The sequence below is a fragment of the Spirochaetales bacterium genome (genome assembly GCA_016930085.1).
GTDB lineage: Bacteria > Spirochaetota > Spirochaetia > SZUA-6 > JAFGRV01 > JAFGHO01.
On the sequence record JAFGHO010000082.1, the window covers coordinates 25023 to 47906 of the forward strand.

12 protein-coding genes are annotated in these 22884 nt (G+C 49.6%); 7 read left to right on the forward strand and 5 right to left on the reverse strand.

Features of this window, described 5'->3' with window-relative positions:
• Positions 1-32 precede the first annotated feature (32 nt).
• From JW881_14115 to JW881_14140, 6 genes are read left to right on the forward strand one after another with little or no spacing between them, the layout of a single operon-like run.
• Complete coding sequence (locus tag JW881_14115; GenBank protein MBN1698646.1) at positions 33-2996, forward strand: fused MFS/spermidine synthase; 2964 nt, start codon at positions 33-35, stop codon at positions 2994-2996.
• Positions 2997-3012: 16 nt separating this feature from the next.
• Positions 3013-4536: an extracellular solute-binding protein gene (locus JW881_14120; protein ID MBN1698647.1), complete on the forward strand. Its 1524-nt coding sequence runs from the start codon at positions 3013-3015 to the stop codon at positions 4534-4536.
• Positions 4523-5704, forward strand: a complete 1182-nt coding sequence (locus JW881_14125) for a hypothetical protein (GenBank protein MBN1698648.1) — start codon at positions 4523-4525, stop codon at positions 5702-5704. The genes JW881_14120 and JW881_14125 overlap by 14 nt, the downstream gene beginning before the upstream one ends.
• Positions 5705-5721: 17 nt before the next feature.
• On the forward strand, positions 5722-8571 hold the full coding sequence (locus tag JW881_14130) for an ABC transporter permease (GenBank protein MBN1698649.1): 2850 nt from the start codon (positions 5722-5724) through the stop codon (positions 8569-8571).
• Between the two features lie 3 nt (positions 8572-8574).
• Entirely contained in the window at positions 8575-9261 is a 687-nt protein-coding gene (locus tag JW881_14135; protein ID MBN1698650.1) for an ABC transporter ATP-binding protein, read from the forward strand.
• Positions 9258-10169 (forward strand): ABC transporter ATP-binding protein, encoded by a 912-nt coding sequence (locus tag JW881_14140; GenBank protein ID MBN1698651.1) that lies wholly within the window; start codon positions 9258-9260, stop codon positions 10167-10169. The genes JW881_14135 and JW881_14140 overlap by 4 nt, the downstream gene beginning before the upstream one ends.
• Positions 10170-10393: 224 nt before the next feature.
• Here the strand turns inward: JW881_14140 and JW881_14145 are convergent, their stop codons facing one another.
• A complete protein-coding gene (locus tag JW881_14145; protein MBN1698652.1) occupies positions 10394-11233 on the reverse strand; it encodes a dockerin type I repeat-containing protein in 840 nt (279 codons plus the stop codon).
• Positions 11234-11600: 367 nt separating this feature from the next.
• On the opposite strand from JW881_14145, the gene JW881_14150 reads away from it, so the two are divergent.
• Positions 11601-14507 carry a substrate-binding domain-containing protein gene (locus JW881_14150; GenBank protein MBN1698653.1) on the forward strand — a complete coding sequence of 969 codons (2907 nt, stop codon included), beginning with the start codon at positions 11601-11603 and terminating at the stop codon, positions 14505-14507.
• A 1171-nt stretch (positions 14508-15678) separates the two neighbouring features.
• Here the strand turns inward: JW881_14150 and JW881_14155 are convergent.
• The 4 genes from JW881_14155 to JW881_14170 all read right to left on the reverse strand — a co-directional run.
• On the reverse strand, positions 15679-17811 hold the full coding sequence (locus JW881_14155) for a methyl-accepting chemotaxis protein (GenBank protein MBN1698654.1): 2133 nt from the start codon (positions 17809-17811) through the stop codon (positions 15679-15681).
• 294 nt (positions 17812-18105) lie between these two features.
• Positions 18106-19494 (reverse strand): sigma-54-dependent Fis family transcriptional regulator, encoded by a 1389-nt coding sequence (locus JW881_14160; GenBank protein ID MBN1698655.1) that lies wholly within the window; start codon positions 19492-19494, stop codon positions 18106-18108.
• Positions 19491-21116, reverse strand: coding sequence for a hypothetical protein (locus tag JW881_14165; GenBank protein ID MBN1698656.1), 1626 nt, complete (start codon positions 21114-21116; stop codon positions 19491-19493). The genes JW881_14160 and JW881_14165 overlap by 4 nt, the downstream gene beginning before the upstream one ends.
• A gap of 26 nt (positions 21117-21142) precedes the next feature.
• Positions 21143-22884 (reverse strand): molybdopterin-dependent oxidoreductase (locus tag JW881_14170; GenBank protein ID MBN1698657.1); only part of this gene is annotated, 1742 nt, incomplete at its 5' end.

Sequence of the window (22884 nt, forward strand, 5' to 3'; positions counted from 1 at the left end):
TTTTCACCCTGCTTGGTCTATAATCCGTTTCAATGAAAGACAATGTCCGGGTCGTAAAACCGATACTCATCGCCGTTTTTTTCTTTTCCGGCGTGAGCGCCCTCATTTACCAGATCATCTGGATTCGCATGCTCGGCCAGGTGTTCGGGCTGACGGCCGTCGCCGTAACGACCGTCCTGACCGCTTTCATGGCGGGCCTCGCCGCGGGCAGCTATCTGTTCGGGAAACTCATCGACAAACGGAAGGACCCCCTTTTCGTCTTTATGCTGCTGGAAGCGGGTATCGGCGCATTCGCCCTTTTATTCCCCGTAATACTCGATGTGTTGACCGGTGTCTACACGGCCCTGACAAAGACGATACGGCCGGACGTCTATGTCAACAGTATTTTCCGTTTTGCCGTATCGTTTATCGTCCTCCTGCCGCCCACGACCCTGATGGGGGGGACCCTGCCCGTCCTGAGCAAGTATTATGTCACGTCGTTACGCGGTCTGGGCGGAAACGTCGGCCGGCTGTATGCGGCGAACAACCTGGGCGCGGTTTCAGGCTGCGTGCTTTCGAGTTTCGTCCTTATCGGGATTATCGGGCTTTCGGGAAACATTATTCTCGCCGCGTGCTTCAATTTCGGAATCGCGGCGGTCGTTTTCTTCATCAGGAAAACCCGAACCGGTGAAACGCCGCATGATAACGGGAAAAATCCGGAAGAAAGCAAAACAAAAAAAGCGGCGGAACCCGAACGGTATTCACCCGCCTTCCTGAGGCTCGTTCTCTGGGTGTTCGCGATCGAGGGATTCACCACCCTCTCCTATGAGGTGATCTGGACGCGGATTCTCCTCGGTATTTCATGCGACAGAAGCGTCTATTTCTACGCGACCGTGATTGCCGCGTTCATCGCCGGTATCTCGATCGGGAGCCTCATCATCACCCGGTTTGTCGACAGAAGGAAAAACCTCGTCTTTCTTCTCGGCGCGATCGAAATCGCGATCGGGATCGTTTCATGCGTCCTTTTGATTGTCTTCGTTCCGCTCGCGGGCCACCTCAACACGGTACGTCCGCAGTACGGCGAACCGTGGATTTTTTCGCTGGGGACGGAATATCTCCTCTTTTTTCTCCTCCTGATCGCGCCCGCCGTCCTCATGGGGACGACATTCCCCATTGTCGCCGGCATCTACACGACGAACATCGGGAAAGTTGGCCGAAAGATCGGGGTGATCGGATGCCTGGACACAATCGGTTCGATATTCGGTTCGTTCGCCGCCGGATTTATCCTTATCCCTTTTCTCGGCGTGGTGAACGCCGTCCTCGTTACCGCGGCGCTGAACGTGTGTATCGGTCTCGCCCTCATTATCGCGCATCCCCGCACAAGGAGGCCGATAAAAGCAGTCGCTGCCCTTTCAACGCTCTGCGCCGCCGTCATTGTGCTGGTTTTCGCGCCGGGGGAACGCTACTTCAGGCACTGGCAGACTGAAGAGGAAGGCGACCGCCTTCTCTTCTACCGGGAAGGACTCGGCTCCACGGTCGCCGTCCCTGAAGAGTTTGACGGTGTGAAGGAATTGGCAATCGACGGCGCGGTGACCGCGATCGCCGAATACGGAGACATCCGGGTTCACAAGCTGCTCGGGTACCTGCCCTACCTTCTCTGCGACAATCCCCGCACCGCACTCGTCGTCGGCTTCGGTATGGGCGTCACGGCGCAATCGCTGATTCAGGACGATATCGAGGAAGTGGTGTGCGTCGAAATATGTCCGGAAATCCTCTATGGTTCGACGGGCTATTTCAAGGAAGAAAACGGAGGAGTGCTTTCAGAACCCAAATTAAGGGTGGTTGTCGATGACGGCAGAAGTTTCCTGGCCGCCTCGACGGACATGTACGACGTCATCACGACAAACGCCGTGCACCCGCGGCTGAGCATCAACATCTATACGAAGGAGTTCTACGAGCTGTGCAAACGGCGGCTCAGCGAACACGGCGTTATGTGCCAATGGATGGCCACCAACTGGATGACGGAGAACGAATACAAAATGCTCGTCCGGAGTTTCGTCGAGGTGTTTCCCCACACGAGCCTCTGGGTGTGCAATATCGGTCACATCCTCCTCGTCGGGACCCCCGGACCTCTTGAGGTGGACTTCCGGAAACTGGATCTGCAGCTGAGGCGGCAAAAGGTGAAGGCCGATTTAAGGACGGTCCATCTGGACGATCCCTTTGCCCTGCTGGCCCTCTTTGCCTGCACGGAGGAAAAACTCATCCCGTATTGTTCCGATGTACCGCCCGCAACGGATAATTATCCTCTTCCCGAGTTCAGCCGTTATATCAGCAGGCATCCGAATCTCGCGATAATCGACGAACTACTGAGGTATTCAAGAAACCCGGAAAGCCGTGTTTTTAACCTGCCCGGAGGGGAAGAGGTCGGAAGAATCGGGAAGTATGTCGAGGCCGAAGTCAATTTTCTCAAGGCCCGTTACGCGGATTATGATTCGCCCGGGAGCGATACCCTTGGGTATCTTGAAACCGCGGTCCGGCTGAATCCCTATAATTACGCCTTTTATCACGCCCTGGGTGACAAGTACTCGGAAAACGGTCAATACGGGAAGGCAATCGACGCGTACCGGGAAGAGATCGCCCTTGATGAGGACAATCCCCTGGGGTATGTCAATCTGTCGTTTGCCTTCATGAGAACCGATTCCCCCGATGCCGCCATGGAAGCGGCCGGGAAAGCACTGCGGATTGATCCTGACAACGGGCTTGCACGTTATCTTCTTTCCGTTATTTACAGAATGGAACTCAGATTCGGGGAAGCCCTGGAGGAACTTGATTTCGTCGCAAAACATTATCCCACATTCATCAATGCCGTTTTCGAGACCGGGGAAGTCTATGTCGCCCTTGGCCGGTACGGCGAGGCGAAAAAAGCGTTTGAAACATTTCTCAACACTTCACGGAATAAAAAGATGAACAACGACGCCCGGCTTTTTATCGACGAAATAAGCCGGGCTGGTTATTGAAGAGAGGAAGCGTGAAATGAAACTAAGACTTTTTTTTGTCCGTATATGTTGCGCAGCCATGATGGTATTCGCGGTATCCGGGTGCAGCCCGAAAACCGACACTCTCGATCTGCTCGGCGAGGGCATCAAAAAGGTCTCCCTCGATCCGGTGACCCTCACCTTCTATTTCATCGCGAATAACGGCGATGAGGAGGCGATGCGTGACGTGCTTGATGAGGTCGAAAAAAAGGCGGCAAAGGCATTGAACGTCAAGCTGAATTTTATCTTTATACCGCACTATATTTACAGGGACACATTAAAAAGGCTGATCGCCCAGGGAGACCCCTGCGATATGTTCGCATATAATAATGAAGGAAGCGTCGATTTTCTCGAAGAAGCATATGAGAAAGGCTTTGCCCTCGATATCACCGATCTCTTTCCCAAATACGCACCCTCGTATTACAGCAGGCTGGATGACTATAAGCTCGCAGTTCACAGGCGGCACGGCAGGTTGTTTGCCGTCCCCAATAATTTCACGCAAATAAACATGATGTGCGCTATCGTCCGCGACGACCTCATGCAGAAACATAATATTCCGCCCATCAAAAACCTGGATGATTTCGATGTGTACCTCGATACGGTGAACAAAAAAGAGGATATTCTTGTCACCCTCGCAGTGTATGATACCCTTTTGGGATTGTTCGCTTCCGGCTTTGGATATGTCGTCTTCGATTACGTCCTCGGCCTTGTTTACAGATGGGACGATCCGGAAATGAAAATCATTCCGTGGGAGCAGACGCCCGAATTTCCCCGGACAGTCGAACGCGTTCATAACTGGATACGGAAAGGATATTTTCTCAAAGACACATTTTTCCTTCAACCATACGACGACCTGATCGCGAAAGGACGGATAGCGGCGGTAATGGGATATCAGCTTCAGGCGTTACGGTTCAATACCGTGCTTTTTGAAGCCGGCGTCGACTGGCGGTATGTCGAATACCCGCTTTTTCCGGATTCGATCTCGCTGCGTTATTCCTATAATATCGAAGGAATGGCGGTCAGTGCGCACTCCGAACATCCCGAGCGGGCTATGATGTTTGTCGAGTGGCTGCACGGCAACCAGGATCATTATGATCTCCTCCGTTACGGTATCAAAAAAAAACATTACCTGCTGAAAGGAGACCAGTACTACTTTCCCGAAGGGGTGACGATCAAGGACGCATTTCTCAACTGGCAGCGGACGATTTTTCTCGATATGGACTTCGAACGCACCCATGTCTCCGCCTCCAGGACATACAGGGACGAAGTGATCGCCGCTTTTGAACGCACCTCACGTTATCCCCCTCACGGCGCGTTTCGTCCGGTATATCCAGAAAATCTGATGGCGGGAAGGAGGATCGTCCTGGGCGAATTCGAACACTATATGAGAGGGGAGCGATACAATTCCGATTCGATAGAGAATTATATCAGGGAACAGAAAAAGCAAGGCATCGACAAACTCGTTGTCGAAGTCCAATCCCAGCTTGATGAATGGCGGAAGGGTAACAATGAAAATAAATAAATCCTCGTTGGCGGCAGCGGGAAAATATAGTGCGATCATCGGGATAATTGCCGGTATTGTGCTGATCGCCTCGATGAGTGGATTCTTCTTCCCGGAAGAAGAAAAGATGCTCGCACCGCCACTGAAAAAACCGGAAGAGGTCGTCTATAAAACCCACGAAGTCAAAAAGGGATCGATCGTCAAAAGCATCACCTGTACCGGTTATTTTGCCCCTGAAAAAGAGGTCGATGTGTCCTTTAAAAGCCGCGACGGGTATCTGAAAACCCTGGATGTGACCCCGGGCCAGAAAGTGGCAAAGGGATATATCTGTGCGACGCTGGACACCGACACCCTGAAGACTGAAATCAAACGGCAGGAGATCGTTCTCCGGAGGGCCCGGGACATATTCGAGAAACTCGGAAAAATCGCGGAGATCGACATCTCAATCAGCAAAATGGCCCTCGATCAGTTAAAACGCGATCTCGAACTGAAATACAGACTCAAGGAGAGTATGGCGCAGATCGAGATAGAAAAACAGGAACACTCGGTCGCCGTGGGCGAGCGCGAATACGACAAGGTCGTCATGGATTATGAATACCAGCTTGCCGCCGCCCGGAACGATATCGAAATGGCGCGTCTTCGACTGGAGGAACTCAATGATGAACTCGAAAAATCGATCATGCGGGCGCCGATTTCCGGTATCGTCGATTATGTGGCTTTTGTTCACGAGGGTGAATACCTGGAACCCTACGACACGATCGTGAAGATCGCCCAACCGGACCGGCTTATCCTCAAATACACGGGAACACAACACGATCGTTTCCGGTGGGGTATGCCGGTCGAGGTCACGATTGACGGCAAACGGTATGGGGGAAAAGTGGTCATGACACCCTTTCAGGCACCCGTCGACGATTACGACAAAATGAAAGAGACGGTGTTGATCCGGATCGATCGTCTGCCCCCGGGAACCGGGATCGACGACGACGCGACCATTGAAGCCGTATTGGAACGCGCAGACAATGTCATCGTCATACCCAGGAGACTCGTTCATTCCTACCTGAACAGGAAGTTCGTGAAAGTATTCGAAAACAATATGGTAAGCGAGCGTGATGTTGAAACGGGCATCGAGACCACATCCGAATACGAAATCAAAAGCGGTCTCGAGCCCGGCGAACTGATTGTCGAATAGGGGGAGGGGAAAGCGGGATGTTCCGGTTCGTTCTCAAGAAAATGATCAACAACCGGCTTATGGTCGGCTGCCTCCTTGCCGGATTCATTCTGGCGGTCGCAATGGTCGCTTCGATACCCCTTTACACAAGCGGCATTCTCCAGCGCCTTTTAAAAAGCGATCTCGAATCCTATCAGACGAAAACCAGGAGTTTTCCGGGAAATTATCTCGTTGCGGCCAATGTCCGTTACCTCGATGAAGACGAACGGCTTCCCGCTTACATTAATCTGAAATCGAACCTTTTCGCCGAATTGATTCCCCAGATCCCGATTCCCGTGCTATCGGTTTCAGAAGAAGTAACCATCGACTCGTATGAGATAGCGCCCGCCGTTCGGCGGGAAGCCGATCCGAAAAGCCGTTATATCACCCTCTCGGCCCTTGAGGATATGGAGGAGCATATAGAAATTCTTCAGGGCAGATATCCTTCACCCGAAATAACCGACGGCACTATCGAGGTGATCGTCACCGAAAAGTTCCTTCAGGAAAACAACCTTTATCCGGGTGAGGTATGTACGGTGGAAACCCGCATGAACGAACCGTTCACAAAGGCAGTGATCATCGGTGTTTTTACGTTTCGCGATTTTACCGATACCTATTGGGAGATTGGCGTCAATTCAACGGCCATGTATTGCGATTTTTCATTTTTTACCGGACAGATAGTGAATAAACAACGACACCTTTTGACTTCCGCCAGATGGAATATCGCCCTCGATTATCATAGACTCACCCTGGAAAATATCGGAACCATGACATCGGTCCTTGAAACCCACCACCGCCTTGCGAACAGGTACAGACATTTTTTGAGTATCGATTTCAAGGCGGAACCTATTCTCATCGATTACACAAAGCGGGAAAAACAACTCCGTCTGATTCTTTGGATCGTTAATATACCGGTATTGATTCTCATATTCTTCTATCTTTTCATGATATCACATCAAATCCTCACAAACGAACAAAACGAAATCGCGGTATTGAAAAGCAGGGGTAAAAGCTCACTCCAGGTATTGACCGGTTATGTGATCGAAAGCCTTATTATCAGCGGAATCGCCTTGATCGCGGGCCCGCCCATGGGTTTCGCGATCTGCAGGATCATGGGGGCGAGTAATGGATTTCTGGAATTCGTCCGGCGTGCGGCGTTACCTGTTGCGTTCAACGCCGACGCTTACCTGTATTCGGGCCTTACCCTCGTCTTTCTCATTGCCGTGATCGTTGTCCCTGTTATTTTCAGGGCCCGGATGAGTATTGTCGAACTTCAGCTGAAAAAGTCCGGGGGAGAAAAACCCCCGCTCTGGAAAAGATATTTCATCGACGTTTTGATCCTCGGTATCGCCGGCTACGGTATATTCAGATATCAAAGCCAGGAAAACATCATGGAAATAACCGGGGCGAGCGGGATCGATATCGGTATTGATCCGCTGCTTTTTCTTGCCTCAACCTTTTTTATCCTCGGAACCGGATTGCTGTTTTTGCGCCTTTTCCCGGTCATTGTCGGGGTGGTACATCATGTCGGGAAAAAACGATGGTCGCCCCTCATGTATGCGGCACTCCTCGAGGTAGGAAGGGCCGGGGAAAAAGGGCAGTTTTTAATGCTCTTTCTCATTTTTTCGATCGCGATCGGTATTTGTAACGCGAATATGGCAAGAACACTGAACCGAAATATCGAAGATCAGGTCAGGTACGCAATCGGTGCGGATCTCACGTTACAGCCTGTCTGGGCCCAGGACATCACATCACAGGAAGCACGAAAAAACAGGAATGCCCCCTCCTTTGTCCCTGAAGAAGAGGTGGAAGGCATATCCGCGGCTGTTCATTTCCGGGAACCTTCTTTTTTCCCGTACACGCAGATCGAAGGGACGGAAAAAGTGACCAAAGTATTTACGAAAACGTCGGGAAAGGCTTTGGTGGGGAATGACCTGATAACGAACGTCACCGTCATGGGAATCGTCCCGCACGAGTTCGGGGAGGTCGCGTGGTTCAGGAACGATCTTCTTCCCTATCATATCAACAACTACCTGAACCTCCTTGCCGATTCGCCCCAGGCGATTTTAGTTTCGGAAAATTTCGGGCGCCTGTACAAATGCCGGGAAGGTGATACGATTTCCATTACATGGGGAGATCAGGATTATTTACAGGGAACGATCTACGCTTTTGTCGACTACTGGCCCACCTATAATCCGCACTCAAGAACGACCTTCAACACCCTCCCCTCACTTGTTGTCGCCAATCTCGAATATCTACAGAACAGACTCTCGCTCGAACCGTATCAAATTTGGTTACGAAAAAAAGACGGCGCGCCGGACGAAACGGTGTATACGGATATCGAACAACGGAAACTGGAAATCAGGCAGATGGACAGTATTTCGCAGGAACTCATCAGGCGGAAAAACGACCCCCTTCTGAAGGGGATCAACGGCGCCCTCACCCAGGGATTCATTCTTATCATGTTCGTCTGTGCGATCGGTTTTTTGATTTACTGGATGCTTTCACTCAGGTCACGGATTCTCCAGTTCGGAATTGTCAGGGCGATCGGGTTGACACGGAGGGAAGTAATGACGATGATCGTCCTCGAGCAGCTGCTTATGTCGGGTAGTGCGATTTTCATGGGGATTGTCATCGGGGGAATCGCCTCGAGGCTTTTCGTTCCCTTTCTGCAACTCGTGTTCAGTTCCCGGACGCAGGTCCCCCCGTTTGCCGTGATCGCCTCCCGGGCTGATTATATCAAGATCTATGCGATTGTCGGTATCATTCTGGGAACGGGGCTTTTTCTTCTCAGGTACTTTGTAAGGCGGCTCAAAATCGGCAGGGCATTGAAGCTGGGGGAGGATTAAAAGGTGAAACCGCTTATCGTCGCCGAAAAACTTTCACGGACCTATCATTCCGGCCTGGAAGAAGTCCATGCAGTGGAGGAAGCGAATCTGACCGTCGAAAGGGGGGATCTGACGATTTTTTGCGGTCCCTCGGGTTCGGGGAAGACCACCCTTATCAATCTGCTCGGGGCGCTTGATACGCCGTCGTCGGGAAATATTTTTTTTGACGGGACGGAAATAACCTCTATGTCCGAATCGGAACAGGATTTTTTAAGAAGAAAACGGATGGGGTTTGTCTTTCAGTCCATCGGGCTTATCTCGATAATGTCGGCGTATGAAAACATCGAGTTCGGCTTAAGGGTTTCGGGATTCGCCCGTGGCGAACGGAAGGAGCGCGCCGAATACTGTCTTCAGATCGTCGGAATGCATAAACGCATGTACCACAGACCATTCGAACTCTCCGGCGGCGAACAGCAGCGTGTGGCGATTGCGAGGGCGATCGCTCATTCTCCCGATATTATATTTGCCGATGAGCCGACATCGGCGCTTGATACCATGCTCGGGATCAAGGTCCTCAATCTGTTCAAGGAGCTTTCCGAGGAAATGGGCATGACCGTCGTCATGACGACACACGATCCGAATTTCCGGGAACTGGCGGATCACGTGTATACCCTCCGGGACGGGAAAATCGCGGGAGACGTAAAAAGATGATCGAATGTGAAAACCTCGTAAAAATATATAAAACCACGGAGATCGAGGTTGTCGCGCTTCAGGGACTCGATCTGAAAGTCGATGACGGCGAATTTATTGCCGTCATCGGTAATTCCGGAAGCGGGAAAAGCACGCTGCTGAATATAATCGGCGGACTGGACAGGCCGTCAGCCGGAAAAATCAGCATCGCAGGCAGGGAGTTATACAAGCTGACGGAAAGGGAACTCGATCATTACAGACGCCGGACGGTCGGTTTCGTGTGGCAGAACAATTCGAGAAACCTCATCCCCTACCTCTCAGCCCTCGACAACGTGCGCCTTCCCATGGCGGGGATGTCCCTGAAGGAAAAAAACAGCAGGGCCCGCGAACTGCTCGAGATGGTCGGTCTGGATGATCGACGAAACCACAACCTCTTCGAACTGTCGGGCGGCGAACAGCAGCGTGCGGCGATTGCCATCGCATTGTCGAACAAACCCAGTCTCCTCCTCGCCGATGAACCGACCGGTTCCGTCGACACCGGGGCGACGAACCGGATTCTCGGCATCCTGAGAGATTTGAACAAGACCCTCAAGGTGACCGTCGTCATCGTCACCCACGACCTTGACCTCTCGAAAAAAGTCGACCGCATTGTGGCGATCAGGGACGGCAAGGTGTCGAGCGAGTTTATCCACAATCGTTTTTACAGCCGTGAGTTCAAGAAACTACACGGGTCAAAGGCACCGCACGAGTTCGGTTTTTCGGGGGACTCATCGACACACATCGAAATGGTTGTTATGGACGGCTCCGGCCGCCTGCAGCTTCCCGCCGAATATGTCGATGCATTGAAGGCGGAAGGGCATGACAAGCTGCTTGTTACAAAAGAAGGGCAGAAGATCATTCTGAGGATTCCGGAAAAAAAGAGGGAATGACCGGCCGCGCAAACGGGGTTGCCGGGACCTGCTTTCTTTTACGCACTGTTGATGACGTTTATATAGGAACCAATGCGGATTGTCCTGAAGAACAATCCGCATTGGTGAGAAGGTGACCTTTGACACCAAAGTATCAACAAGTCAGGGTAAGGGATATACCCGCGATATCATTCACATCCATTGTCCGGCCGTATAACACGTCAAGGTGCACGTACCTTCGATATCTACCTGCCCCACTTTTCCACCGCCTGGTTTCCGAGTGCCTGCTCGCCCGCAGAGTTTGCATGGCAACCGTCCGCTACCTCTGAGTTACGAAGCGTGAAGGTCCCGGAGTATATCACGTTCAGCGACGAATCATTACCCGCTTGCTGCGCGAGTCTGTCGGTCGACGGAGGTCCGTCCGCCCCTCCCGCCAGCGTACACACGTTGCCCTCCGGGTAAAGCGGCTGACCGGTGATGTAGATCGTCGCGCCGGGTGCCGCATGCTGCTTCGCGGCTGCGATCATCTGTTTCACTTCATCGTATGTCGCTCCCTGCGGGAAAATGCACACCTGCACCCACACCGCGGACGGCTTTCCGTATCTGGCCGACTGCTGGTCGAACAACTGCCATGAACTGGAATTGGGGTCAGTCCAGTTCTGGACGACCATACCTCCCGTCCCGTAACCACCCCACATACGCTGGCCGCCGACCGCACGATACCCGTTCGCGACATTCTCGGCCATCGAACATCCGCAGTAGCCCATCGTGTTAGGCCCACCGCTTGCGGGCGGCGATGTGGGATCCGGTGTCGATGTCGACGGGCATGACAGCTGGGATACCAGCCCTACCGAGTACTGTGCGACACGAAGGGCATCGACGATATTTATATCGGCGTCCCCGTTGACATCCGCAACCGAGGAATCGAAATTCGCCGGATACAGGCCCACTGCGTACTGGGCGATGAGGAGTGCATCAACAATGTCGGCCTCCCCGTTTGCATTGACATCACCGCATGACGCCGCAAACGCCTGACCCAGGCTGAATGCGATCAGAATTACTACGATAAACACCTTTTTTCTCATTTTTGAAACTCCTTTTTTATAAAATTCATCCGAAGCGTCCTCACTCCGGTGTATTAAATGCATCTACAATAGTACGTTTCATTGTACCCGGTTCTCCGTAACGGTAAACCTTCGGTTTGCCGTAAAAATACCGAAGGCGGATCGATCGCGACAACACCCTTTTTGATTTGAAATATGGCTGGATATTTCTTTCAAAGCGAGTCAATGGCACACCGGGTTCACCGGGTATTGATTTCAGGTACGATTGTATGTTATTATGACATCAGAATACTGAAAAGGCGTGATGTATTGCGGTAACGACAACTCAATAGCGTACAAATATATTCGCATGCATATATAATGCGGCAGAAACAATATGGATGATTCGATGTCAAAAAAAACCCGGCCTCGTTTCGGTGTTCTCACCGACTGGTTTCAGGGATATTATCAGTCCGAACTTATATCAGGAATCGAACACGAGGCAAAACGTAATAATATCGATGTTTTTTATTTCGTGGGCCGCTCGATCAATTCACCCTACCCCCATGAAGAGGGTTTTAATGTCGTCTACGATATGGCACTCGACGCCTCACTCGACGGCCTCGCGATACTTCCGATGATCACCAACTTCAGTACGGACAAGCAGGTGTCGGAATTCGTTTCCCGGTACGCGTCCCTTCCTCTCGTCACCATCGGCTTTACATCAACTCACGGCAACGCGATACTCACGAACAATGTGAACGGATTTCACTCACTCGTCCGGCACCTCACCGACGATCACGGCTACAGGAAACTCGCGTTCGTAAACGGTCCCGGGAAAAGCCCCGATGCAATCGAACGATCGGGAATTTATACGTCCGTGTTGCGATCCGGGGGAATACCGCTTGATTCCTCTCTTATAACAAGCGGCAACTTTTCAACCCCCTCCGGCAGAGAGGCGGTACGGACCTACATTGATGAACGAGGCCTCATACCGGGACGGGACATGGATGTGATCGTCTGCGCGAACGACCAGATGGCATGGGGCGTTTTGAACGAACTCGAAGACCGCGGCTTCAATGTACCCCGTGATGTCGCGGTTACCGGATTCGACGACATCCTTTACTCAATTTTTGAAGAACCGACAATCACTACCGTGAACCCGCATGTTTTTGAAATCGGTAAAACCGCAGTATCACTTCTCCAATCATACGACCCCGCAAGAAAGGACACGGTCTTCAACGCCGAACTCGTTATTCGCGACTCATGCGGCTGTGGCGGCGGTCGAACAAAATACAAAGGGGGTACTATCGCCCCCCGCCCGGAAACCCCTGCAAGAAAGCCGGATACCGAAAAACCCATAGCACCTGAAAACATCATCGGGCTGACTGGACAGGGCAGGGAGATGGTCATGCGTTTTGTAAAAACAATCTTCATTCTGGACGATCTCAAACGTTTGAAAAACACGAGTGAGCTGGACGAGTGGCTGGTCCGTATTCTGCCTGATTTTAAAATAAAAAGCGCCTTTCTCTTTCTCTACACGGATTTGCCCGCCCCCTCGGATTGCGTCAAACTCATCTCGGGCTACGGCAGGAAGCACCGTGACAAGGACGTAAGGGAGAAAACCCTTGTCTTACAATCGGTGTTCGGCGATATACTTGTTCACGACGAGAGACGATCCTCCTGCATCCTCCCGCTGTTCTATGAAGACGAGCAGTACGGGTTTATCGCGGTTGACGTCAACAACTATGCGTCGCTTGTATACGACACATTGAACGGGCCGATCGGCAGTACGATAAAGAACATGCGTCTCATGGTAGAGGTGAAAAGCGTGAATGAAAAGCTGGAAGAGACGAACCGCATGCTTTACAAGGCAAACGAACAAAAAACCCAGTTTTTCATCAATGTCGCACATGAGATGAAAACACCGCTTACGCTGATCCAGAATTACCTCGAACGCATTCTGGCACGCAGCAACCCCGATCCGGAACTGCATATCGTCAAACAGAACATCGATATCCTGATCGAAAATATGGTTAATTTTCTCGATGCGGAACGGCTCGAAAAAGGGAGAATGTCGTTTTCACATGATTCATTCGTCGATCTCTGTGAATCCGTACGGGAAAAGTGCATACTGTTCAGGTCCATTGCCGCAAAAAAAGACATTACCATAGAACTCAACACCATGAATAATATCGTCGTCAAAATCGACCCGTGGGCACTCGACCGGGTATTGAATAATTTGATTGAAAACGCGATCAAATATACGCCGCCGGGCGGGAGGGTCGCGGTAGAAGTGGGAAGAAAAGCCGGCAAGGCGGTATTCCGCGTAAGCGATAACGGGCCCGGGCTTTCCAAAGAGACAATCGAACACCTATTCGAACCGTATTACCAGCTTTCGAGGAAACGGTCGAGTAAACAGGGCATCGGCGTTGGATTGTCGATCGTGAAGAAAATCCTTGACGATCTTGGTGCATCGATCGTCGTTGCCAAAAGCAAAAGCGGCGGTGCCAGTTTCACCGTTGATTTTATCGAGAGTAAAGAAACTCCCGGCGAAAAAGGTCTCTCCGATATTCCTCTTTCCGAACCCGCGGCAGATATTATCTCCCCCGGGGATATCACGGAAGATGAGATATCAGGCGATAAACCCTCGATACTCATTGTCGACGACAATGTACAGATGCTTGATTTCCTTAAAACGTCACTCAAAAAAACGTACGACATATTTCCGGCACTGAACGCACGTGAAGCGCTCGCCCGGCTCGAATCCATGAAACCTCCTGAGTTGATCATTTCGGATGTCATGATGGACGGTATGGACGGACATTCGTTCCTTGCCATGCTTGCCGGAAAAGATGAATATTGCGATATTCCCTTTATTTTTCTATCCGCGGCAAACGAGCGGGACGAGGCGTTACACGGTCTGGAAGGCGGCGCGATCGATTATATCAGAAAACCGTTTTCCATTAAAGAACTCGAGAAAAAAATAGAATCCATTATCGCGCTGCGGGACAACATTCAGAAACGGGAGATAATGAAAATACGTAAAGGGATCGACGGTATGCTTTCGAGGATTGGGGGATTGAAAAAACGGAAATCAGAAAAAACCTTCGATTCCCTCTGTATCAAATACGGTCTTTCTGCCCGCGAAAAGGAAATCGCATCCCTCCTTCTGGAAGGATTTCTCAACAAGGAGATCGCCTACCGGCTTCACGTGTCCAAACGGGCGGTCGAATACCACATCACCGGCATCTTCAAAAAAGTCGGCGTCACACGGAAATACGATCTCATCACGAAATTCAATGCGCAGCCCTGAACGCTTCGGGTCTACCGGTTTATATAATGTGCTTATACCCATTCCGTGTTTGCCGTTTCCGGGTCAAGCGTATGTCGGGTCCGGCGGTTTGTATTTTCGGTTGTATTCTTCTTTTTAGAAACAATTATTCGTAATGGTCGGCCCTGAAGGTATTTATATATAAAGCGTGGGGTGGGCGGTATCTGTGTTTTTAGAGACGAAGTATCCAAAATGGTAAATAATGACTTGTATAAGTGGAAATCAATCTATTCCGACCCGGTAAATGCTGAATTATCCTAAACAATTGTCGTAAATTCCTTCGAGGATTACATCGCAGGTTTTCCTCTTCTCTTTTCCAATAACTGAATGTTTTTTTCAATTTCTGAAAAACCTTATTATTCCCATATTTCTCCACCAACGCCAAAAACAACTCCAACAACCAACGCAAAAGCTGCGCGATACTATAAGAATTCAAATCCGAGTGCAACAGCTTGATCTTTCGATACATCTCCTCAGGAAAATACACATGCACATGCTCCCTGCTTTCATCGGGATTAAACGATACCGGTTGATACCGGCTCATCCGTTGTTTTCCCCATTGATGCTCCCTAACGATCAAAGGATCGACAAGGGAGATGATCCCGACAATCACACCGGACAACGAACACCTAGTACCGAATAATCGGAAATTCCTCAGATTCTCTTTCATTGTACCGGGAATGATAAAATGGAATTCACGCAAATGCGATTGTATCATATGCCACTCCTAAAGCAACTATTCTCATACATTGTATAACGCTTAAAAAGTGCATGCCGCTTGGAATTTTTATCTTAAAGGAAATAAAAAAAGCCGGACAACCGATTAATGCGGTATTCTCCTGTCGTGATCATTTAACGATAATCATTAGACTAGCAATCATGTATAGATATTTTTGAATTACATTTTAACATTGGAGAAAGAAGCATCGATCAAATGGCTATATTATAGCCAGGCAGACTCCTACTGCGGTTTTATCACATACAGTTTTAATTATCACTAACTTGTTTCAATATAGACAATTATAGTAAATGTCAAAAAACAGTATGCTTTTTGAGAAAAGCGCTAAAACCCGGCTTAAATATGCAAGTCACTCTATAATAAACAGATAACAAACATTTCAATATGAACTCTTGTAATTGTGAGAAGTCCGGGCTAAAACTCCTCAAAATCCGAATCCAGGGTATCCGGTTTGTCTTTCTGTCCCATATCAAGGTCGATTCCCTCATCCCCCTTCTTTTTCCGGTCATCGTCCGCGACGGCGATTCCCGTCTGCTCTTTTTCTCCCGATGTCCGCTTGTAGCTTCCGGTATGATGAACGATACGGGCGACATGCCCCTTCTCCGACTTTTTTTTCATATCGATGACTCGTTCGAGACGCATTTGTTTCCCGTCGCCATATTCCTTTCCATTCGTCTTGAAGAACTCGACCGTGGATTGAAGCTGTTCTGCCTGGCTTGCTAATTCTTCTGAGGTGGCCGCCATCTCCGCCGTTGAAGAGGCATTCTGTTGAATGACCGAATCAAGCTGTATGATCGCCTTATTGATCTGGTCGGTCCCCGAGTTCTGTTCCTTGCAGGCCGCACTTATTTCCTGAACAAGTTCGGCCGTTTTCTGGATGTCCGGAACAATTCTCCGAAGTAGTTCACCGGCTTTTTCGGCAACGGCCACACTTGTGGTCGAAAGTTCGGAAATCTCTCCGGCCGCAACCTGGCTTCTTTCGGCCAGTTTCCGCACTTCGGCGGCGACAACGGCAAATCCCTTCCCGTGTTCCCCTGCCCGTGCCGCTTCAATGGCTGCATTCAGGGCAAGCATGTTGGTCGAGCGGGCGATCTCTTCGATAATCCTGATTTTCTCCGCGATTTCCTTCATTGCCCCAACCGTATCATCAACCGCTTTCCCGCCTTCCCGGGCGTCCTGCGCCGCCTTGAGTGAAATTTTCTCCGTCTGAAGGGCATTGTCCGCGTTCTGGCGTATGTTGGAACCCATTTCCTCCATGGCGGAAGAAACCTGCTCGGCGGCCGCGGCCTGCTCGTTCGCACCCTGGGAAATTTCCTCGGTACTCGAAGAAAGTTGCTGGCTGCCGGAAGCGACATTGACGGCCGCCGTTTTTATCGTTGAAATGACGTCGCTGAGATTATCGATCATGGTTTTCATAGATAAGAGCAGTTTCCCCATTTCATCTTTACGGTCGACGAGGACCCGCATGGCCAGATTTCCGTCCGCGAGCTTGTTTGCGATTGAAACCGAATAATTCAATGGTTGTGTAATTCCGCGTGTTATGACAAATGCCATCGCGATCGCGATAATCACGCAGATGACAAGAAGTATTGAAGAGATGATAATTGCACTCTGCTGTCTTTCCATTGCGACTTCAAGCGATGCTTCTTTTGCCGGATCGATCGTGTTTTCCATGACATCATCAAGGGTGGTGACAATTGAAGCATAGCTGGTATCAAGATCGTTTTCAAGTCCGGTCATTTCGACGATATTGACATGAACCTGTTCCGCATAATCGGTGAATTCATCGAGATCGCTTCTCAGGGTCTCGACGACCCTCAGCATGGCCGCTTCCCTGCCGATAACCTCGGCCCATGCATCAATCCCTTCGGACGCCACATCAAGCCGGCTCTTTACTCCGTTCCACAGTTCTTCCGTTTGAATATACGAATAGTCATGGGAGACGGTCTGCAGGTGAAGAAAATTGGCGATGACCTCCTCGTTCATTACCATGTCAATGGCACTCCACCGTATCATCTCTCTTATATTTCCCGATTTTTCGGCGCGTTCTTTGGCCGGATCGATCGTTTTCTCCATTGTTGTTTGAAGGAGTTTAATCGTCTCGGTTATAATCAAATCCCAGTTTTCTCTGAATATATCGAGATTTCCGAGCCGTTCCCGATAACTATCGGAAATGGTTTTAATGGCACCGATCCGGGTTTTGATCTGTCCGGCTATGTTCACAAGCTCCGGATTCCCGCCGACAAGAGCGTCCCATTCACGCATACCCGCATTCAATGTATTGAACCGGTTTTCGACTTCAATCATATTCACATGACTTCTGTCAAGACGGTACATCGCGATCGCGTTGATAACGGCGAGTGCTTTCTGTGTGATTCCTTCATTCATCACCATGTCGATGTCTCCCCACTCCGCATATTCGACAAACAGGGAACGCAGACCGATAATATTGAAAAGGCCCAATACGCCGATCACCAGCGTGATGATGATAATGATGACAAAACCAAGGGTAATTTTACCACCCGTACTGATATCCCTGAATTTCATAATGGCACCCTCCTTTTTTAAATACACGAATATCCCGAAACACCTTACGCAAGGCCGTTTCATTGTCTCATCCAGATTTTGAATCGCTTCCTGCTATCTACATCTGCAATCCCGTCTTGCTATATAAAGTGTAAGACTCGGAATTTTCGAATGCAATCAGGGAATGTATATTTAAATTTTCAAAAAACCTTAGAATGATTTCGAAAAACCTTACAAGTTGTATTCTTTTTGTTCGATTTGAAAATCTGAATACGCCGGGCGGCTAATATTCGATAAGGTGAGGGTATCGCCCCGTTACCCGATCCCGTATTTCTTTATTTTTGCGATGAGACTTACCCTGGAAATACCCAGAATCCGGGCAGCTTTCGTCCTGTTCATGTTCGTATATCGAAGTACCCGTCCAATGTGGTCCCTTTCAAGCTCTTCCAGGGACTGCAAAGGGGAATCATACGAACCGGGGGCCGGAACGGTGAAATCGTTAATCTCCGTTTTCGACTGTTCATGAAAATAGTGGGGGAGTGAACTCATGGACAATTCCTGTGATGATTCTATAATGATGGAACTGTTGATGATATTCATGAGTTCCCTGACATTGCCGGGAAAATCGTGGCGTTGCAACAGGGACAAGACCGGGGGAGATATCTTTGTGACATGTTTGTCGTATTTTTTATTGTACAGATTGAGAAAATGATACGACAGGAGTTCGATGTCTTCCTTTCTCTCCCGTAACGGAGGAAGGTAGATGGAATTGATATTGAGCCTGAAAAAAAGGTCTTTCCTGAAATTCCCTCTGTTGATTTCATCGAATAAATTCTTGTTCGTTGCGGCGATGATTCTCACATCCGCCTTTCTGTTAGTCGTGGAACCAAGCCGGTAGAACTCTTCCTCCTGCAGCACCCTGAGCAGTTTTACTTGAATTGGAAGCGAAAGTTCACCGATTTCATCAAGAAAGAGGGTCCCGCCGAATGCTTCCTCGATGAATCCCTTTTTATCCTTAACCGCACCGCTGAACGCCCCCTTTTCATGGCCGAAAAATTCGGAAACGAACAATTCATTGGCAAAAGCACCGGCATTCACCGCAACAAATTTTCGATCTTTTCGTTTGCTTATCCGGTGGATTGCCCGTGCGATCAGTTCTTTTCCCGTCCCGCTTTCTCCCCAGATAAGGATGCTGTTGTTCGTTGGGGCGAATTTCTCGACAAAGTGGAATATTTTCATCATTTCGTTGTTTCGAGTTATAATATCCCTGAAAATTTCCCGATGGGAGAGGCTTTCAAGTGAAAGCGGTACGAGAGATGATGTGCCCCCCCCGATGAGTTCGGAGCGGTCGATGGCAAGGCCCAGTGTGTGCATGATTTTTTCTTCATCGATGGGCTTTAACAGGTAATCGAATGTTTTCAGTTTCATCGCCTTTATGGCAAGGTCGATATCCTCGACGCCGGTAAGGACGATCGTGATGATATCGAGATTCCTGCTTCGAATGAACTCGAGGATATCGAGACCTGTGACATGCGGCATATCCATATCGAGCAGAAGAATATGAAACCCGTCGTTTTCGAGCATTGAGAAAGCTTTACGGGAATCCTGAAGGACATGGATATCGAATTTACCTGTTTGAAGAAGAAAAAGGTTCAGATAATTCAGGATAGCCTGATCGTCGTCGATAACCAGAATTCTTTTCATGACGGCATGTCCCGTCCTGTGGGGATAAGAATGGTAAAGGCCGTTCCCTTATGCAATGAACTTTCCACCTCGATGGTTCCTCTGTGTTCCTTTATAATACCATAGCTGATTGAAAGACCCAACCCCGTTCCCCCGCTTGAACGCTTTGTCGTATAAAAAGGATCAAAGATGTACTTTTTATTTTTATCATCGATACCGATACCATTATCGGTAATTCTGACAAAAACCCGGCCGGTTTTCCCGTTCAAACCGGTTTCGATGGTGATGAGCCCGCCTTTCCCTTCAATCGCCTGTGACGCATTGATAAGCATATTCACCATTACCTGCTCGAGTTTCTGGATGTTCCCCTTGAAAACGGGAATATCTTCTTTCAGGTCCAGACCGATTTTTGCATGACGCCTGATCTGATTTTCGACAAGGTGCAGACTGCTTCTAACGATTGTGTTGATATTTATATCATCTTCCAGAATACCTTCGTTTTTTCGCGCAAAATTCCTCAGTCCATCGACGATATTCTTGATTCGATCCACGCCCTGAATCATATCGTCGAGAAGAACGGGAATATGTTCCCTGAACGTCCGATAATCAAGCCGTGCGATTTTCATGTCCCTGTGCTGTTTAACGTATTCATCGGTTATCGGCAATATATCTGCGATCGACTCACGGATTATGGCAAGGTTTCCTTTAATATAAGTGTTCGGATTATTGATTTCATGTGCAATTCCGGCAACGAGCTTTCCCAGTGAAGCGAGTTTATAGGACTGGACGAGATGCCTTTCGATCTGTTTTTCCTTGGTGATATCGCTGCATTTTTCCAGCACCCTCACCACATTTCCCTGCCGGTTGATAATCGGGTAGGACTTGAGGAGGTAGGTCTTTTTGTCGATTTTCACTTCCCTTGCCAGGCTATCCTTTGATGTAAAGACCAAACGCGCGGGGCAAAAATCACAAACGGCCTTGTTATTGAATATTTTTTCGTAACACCGGGTATTGCCCGCTATAGAGGCTTTGTTCGACATGACGACGTTGAAATCAGGATCGATGACGACAATAATATCGGTAATCGCATCGAAAAACGTCTTGAGCTTTTTTTTACTGCGCTCGAGGGCTTCGGTTAATTCCTTGAGCGCCTTGTTTTTTCTGTGAGATTCTTCCACTTCCTTCGTTTTTTCACGCACGAGCACTTCGAGTTTCATTACATTTCTTTCGCGTTCTTCCTTCAGGTCATATTTTTCGATGGCCAGTGCAATTTTGTTCGATATTTCCTTGATCAGGTTTTTTTCCTCTTCGAGAAATGCCGCTTTTTTCGTATACCGGATGCGTATTTCTCCCCGCGGCTTTCCGTCGGCGACTATCGGTTGTTCGATACAATTGTCGTACTTTCCGCACTCCCCCGGTTGTTTACCGTAAAAAGAGTCGTCGATTCGTATGGTAACCTCGGTAATGTCGGGAAACTGGAACCCGTCGATGATATGGCGGACGGACCCGGAAATCGCCTCATGTATATCTTTGGCGGATTCCATTTCGGAGCTTATCGCATAAAGACACTGGAGTTCTTTTACCCGTTCCCGCAGCGCGAGTTCGATATTTTTTTTATCACGTTCACCGCTTTTCTCTTTCATCCCGGTATTCCCTTAAACATCGGAGGTTATTGCAGCGGAAGTACTCTTTTTTTTATTGTATCCCTAAAATAGTTTTCTGAAAAGAGAACGGAAGGTTTTTCCGGTCTCAATGTCCTGAAATCGGTATCGAAAACCGAGAATCGAAGCCGTTTGGCCGATGTCGTCGATTCATGAAGTGCAAGATGAGATACCCATGACTCGCCGGGTGTACAATTCCGATAAAACCTGTTGACCTCGCTTATTTCTTCACAGATCCCGGCCGCATTCTCTTCATTGAAACCGGGAATAAATCTGCGGGCAAGGCCGCAGATCACTGCAATGCCGTTTTCCGGTTCCATGCCGTCAACGACGGCATTTCCCCTGCGGATGGTCAGATCGCAGTGTGTATATGTCCCGTTTTTTTCAAGAGGAGACGATCCCGGCAGTATGATATCCGCCTTTTTCGCCGTCTCTGTGAGAAACAAATCACTGACCAGGAGAAAGTCTAGTCCGCCAAAATACTGCCTGTTTTCGGTGTGCCATAACGGGTCCTCTCCGAAAACAAGGGCGGCCTTGATCGTTCCCGATTTCATGTCCGAAAGGATATCTACCGGCCTGAAAATTCCCTCAAGATCGGTATTCCATCTTTGTGCGATCCGCTTGATATCGGCTTCTTCATGGTATGTCACGAAACCGGGAAGGTAACGCGGATCGACCCCCATATCGAGAAGGCCTTGTGAGTTCGTGTATTCCCGCAGGAGAATCAGCCCGTTGTCCCGATGACGGGGCCACCCTTTCAGCAGGAGGAGGTTCCCGATCGCCGCGAGATCATACGACGACTTGTCGACCCATGCATCGATATTATAGACGAACAATATTTTTTTTGCCGGATCGGCGAGAAGCCCGGTCAGCTTCGTGAAGGTTTCGCGCGATATTCCGGTAGCAGCGTATAGTTCCTCCTCGGGAAACGCTTCGACCATCGACCTGAAGTTTTTAAACCCTTCGATATCAGAGGGGTTTTCCTTTGCGTTTGCGCCATTTTCCAGAATTTTGCGGCAGATGCCGTTTAACAGGGCGGTATTCGAACCACGTTTCGTATGGACCCACAGATCGGCGAGCTTTGCAAGGCGTGATTCGGAGGAGTCCACGGCAATGAAAGCCGCCCCGTGTTTCATCGCCTTCCTGATCTGTAATTCCAGAACCACTGTTTCATCACCGCGTCCCGGATTTATTGTCACGATAACATCCGCCCGTTTCATATCGTCGATCGTCGCCGTCGAACAGGTAATCCCGGCACCCGCATCGAGGCCGTCCAGACCACGGCCGTATAACAGGTGGGAGAGACTCGCCACCGCGTTTGTCCCGAGTCCCGTCCGCGCGAATTTCTGTAAAAGGTAGAGTTCCTCGTTCGACAACACAGGTGAACAAAAAACAGCGACCGCGCCGGGTCCATGGGTATCGATGATCGCCTTGAGTCTTTTTTCGGTGATGTCAAAGGATTCATCAAAGCCCGCCGGCTTGTGCGTGTTCTTCTCAAGTATCATCGGTCCGGCGATACGGTCATTTTCAGTCAGGTAGCGGTGTCCGAACCGTCCTTTCATACAGAGGTAGCCCTCATTGGAAGAAACCGTCCCGCCTCCGGATATACCTGCGCAGTGAAGATGCTTGTTTGAAACATAACAGGTCACACCGTCTATTTTCTTATAATTTACCCTGCAGCCGAGTGAACAAAAATGACAGATCGATTCGTGATTGGTCCGCGCCATGGTGCCGGGTATGTGAGAGGGAA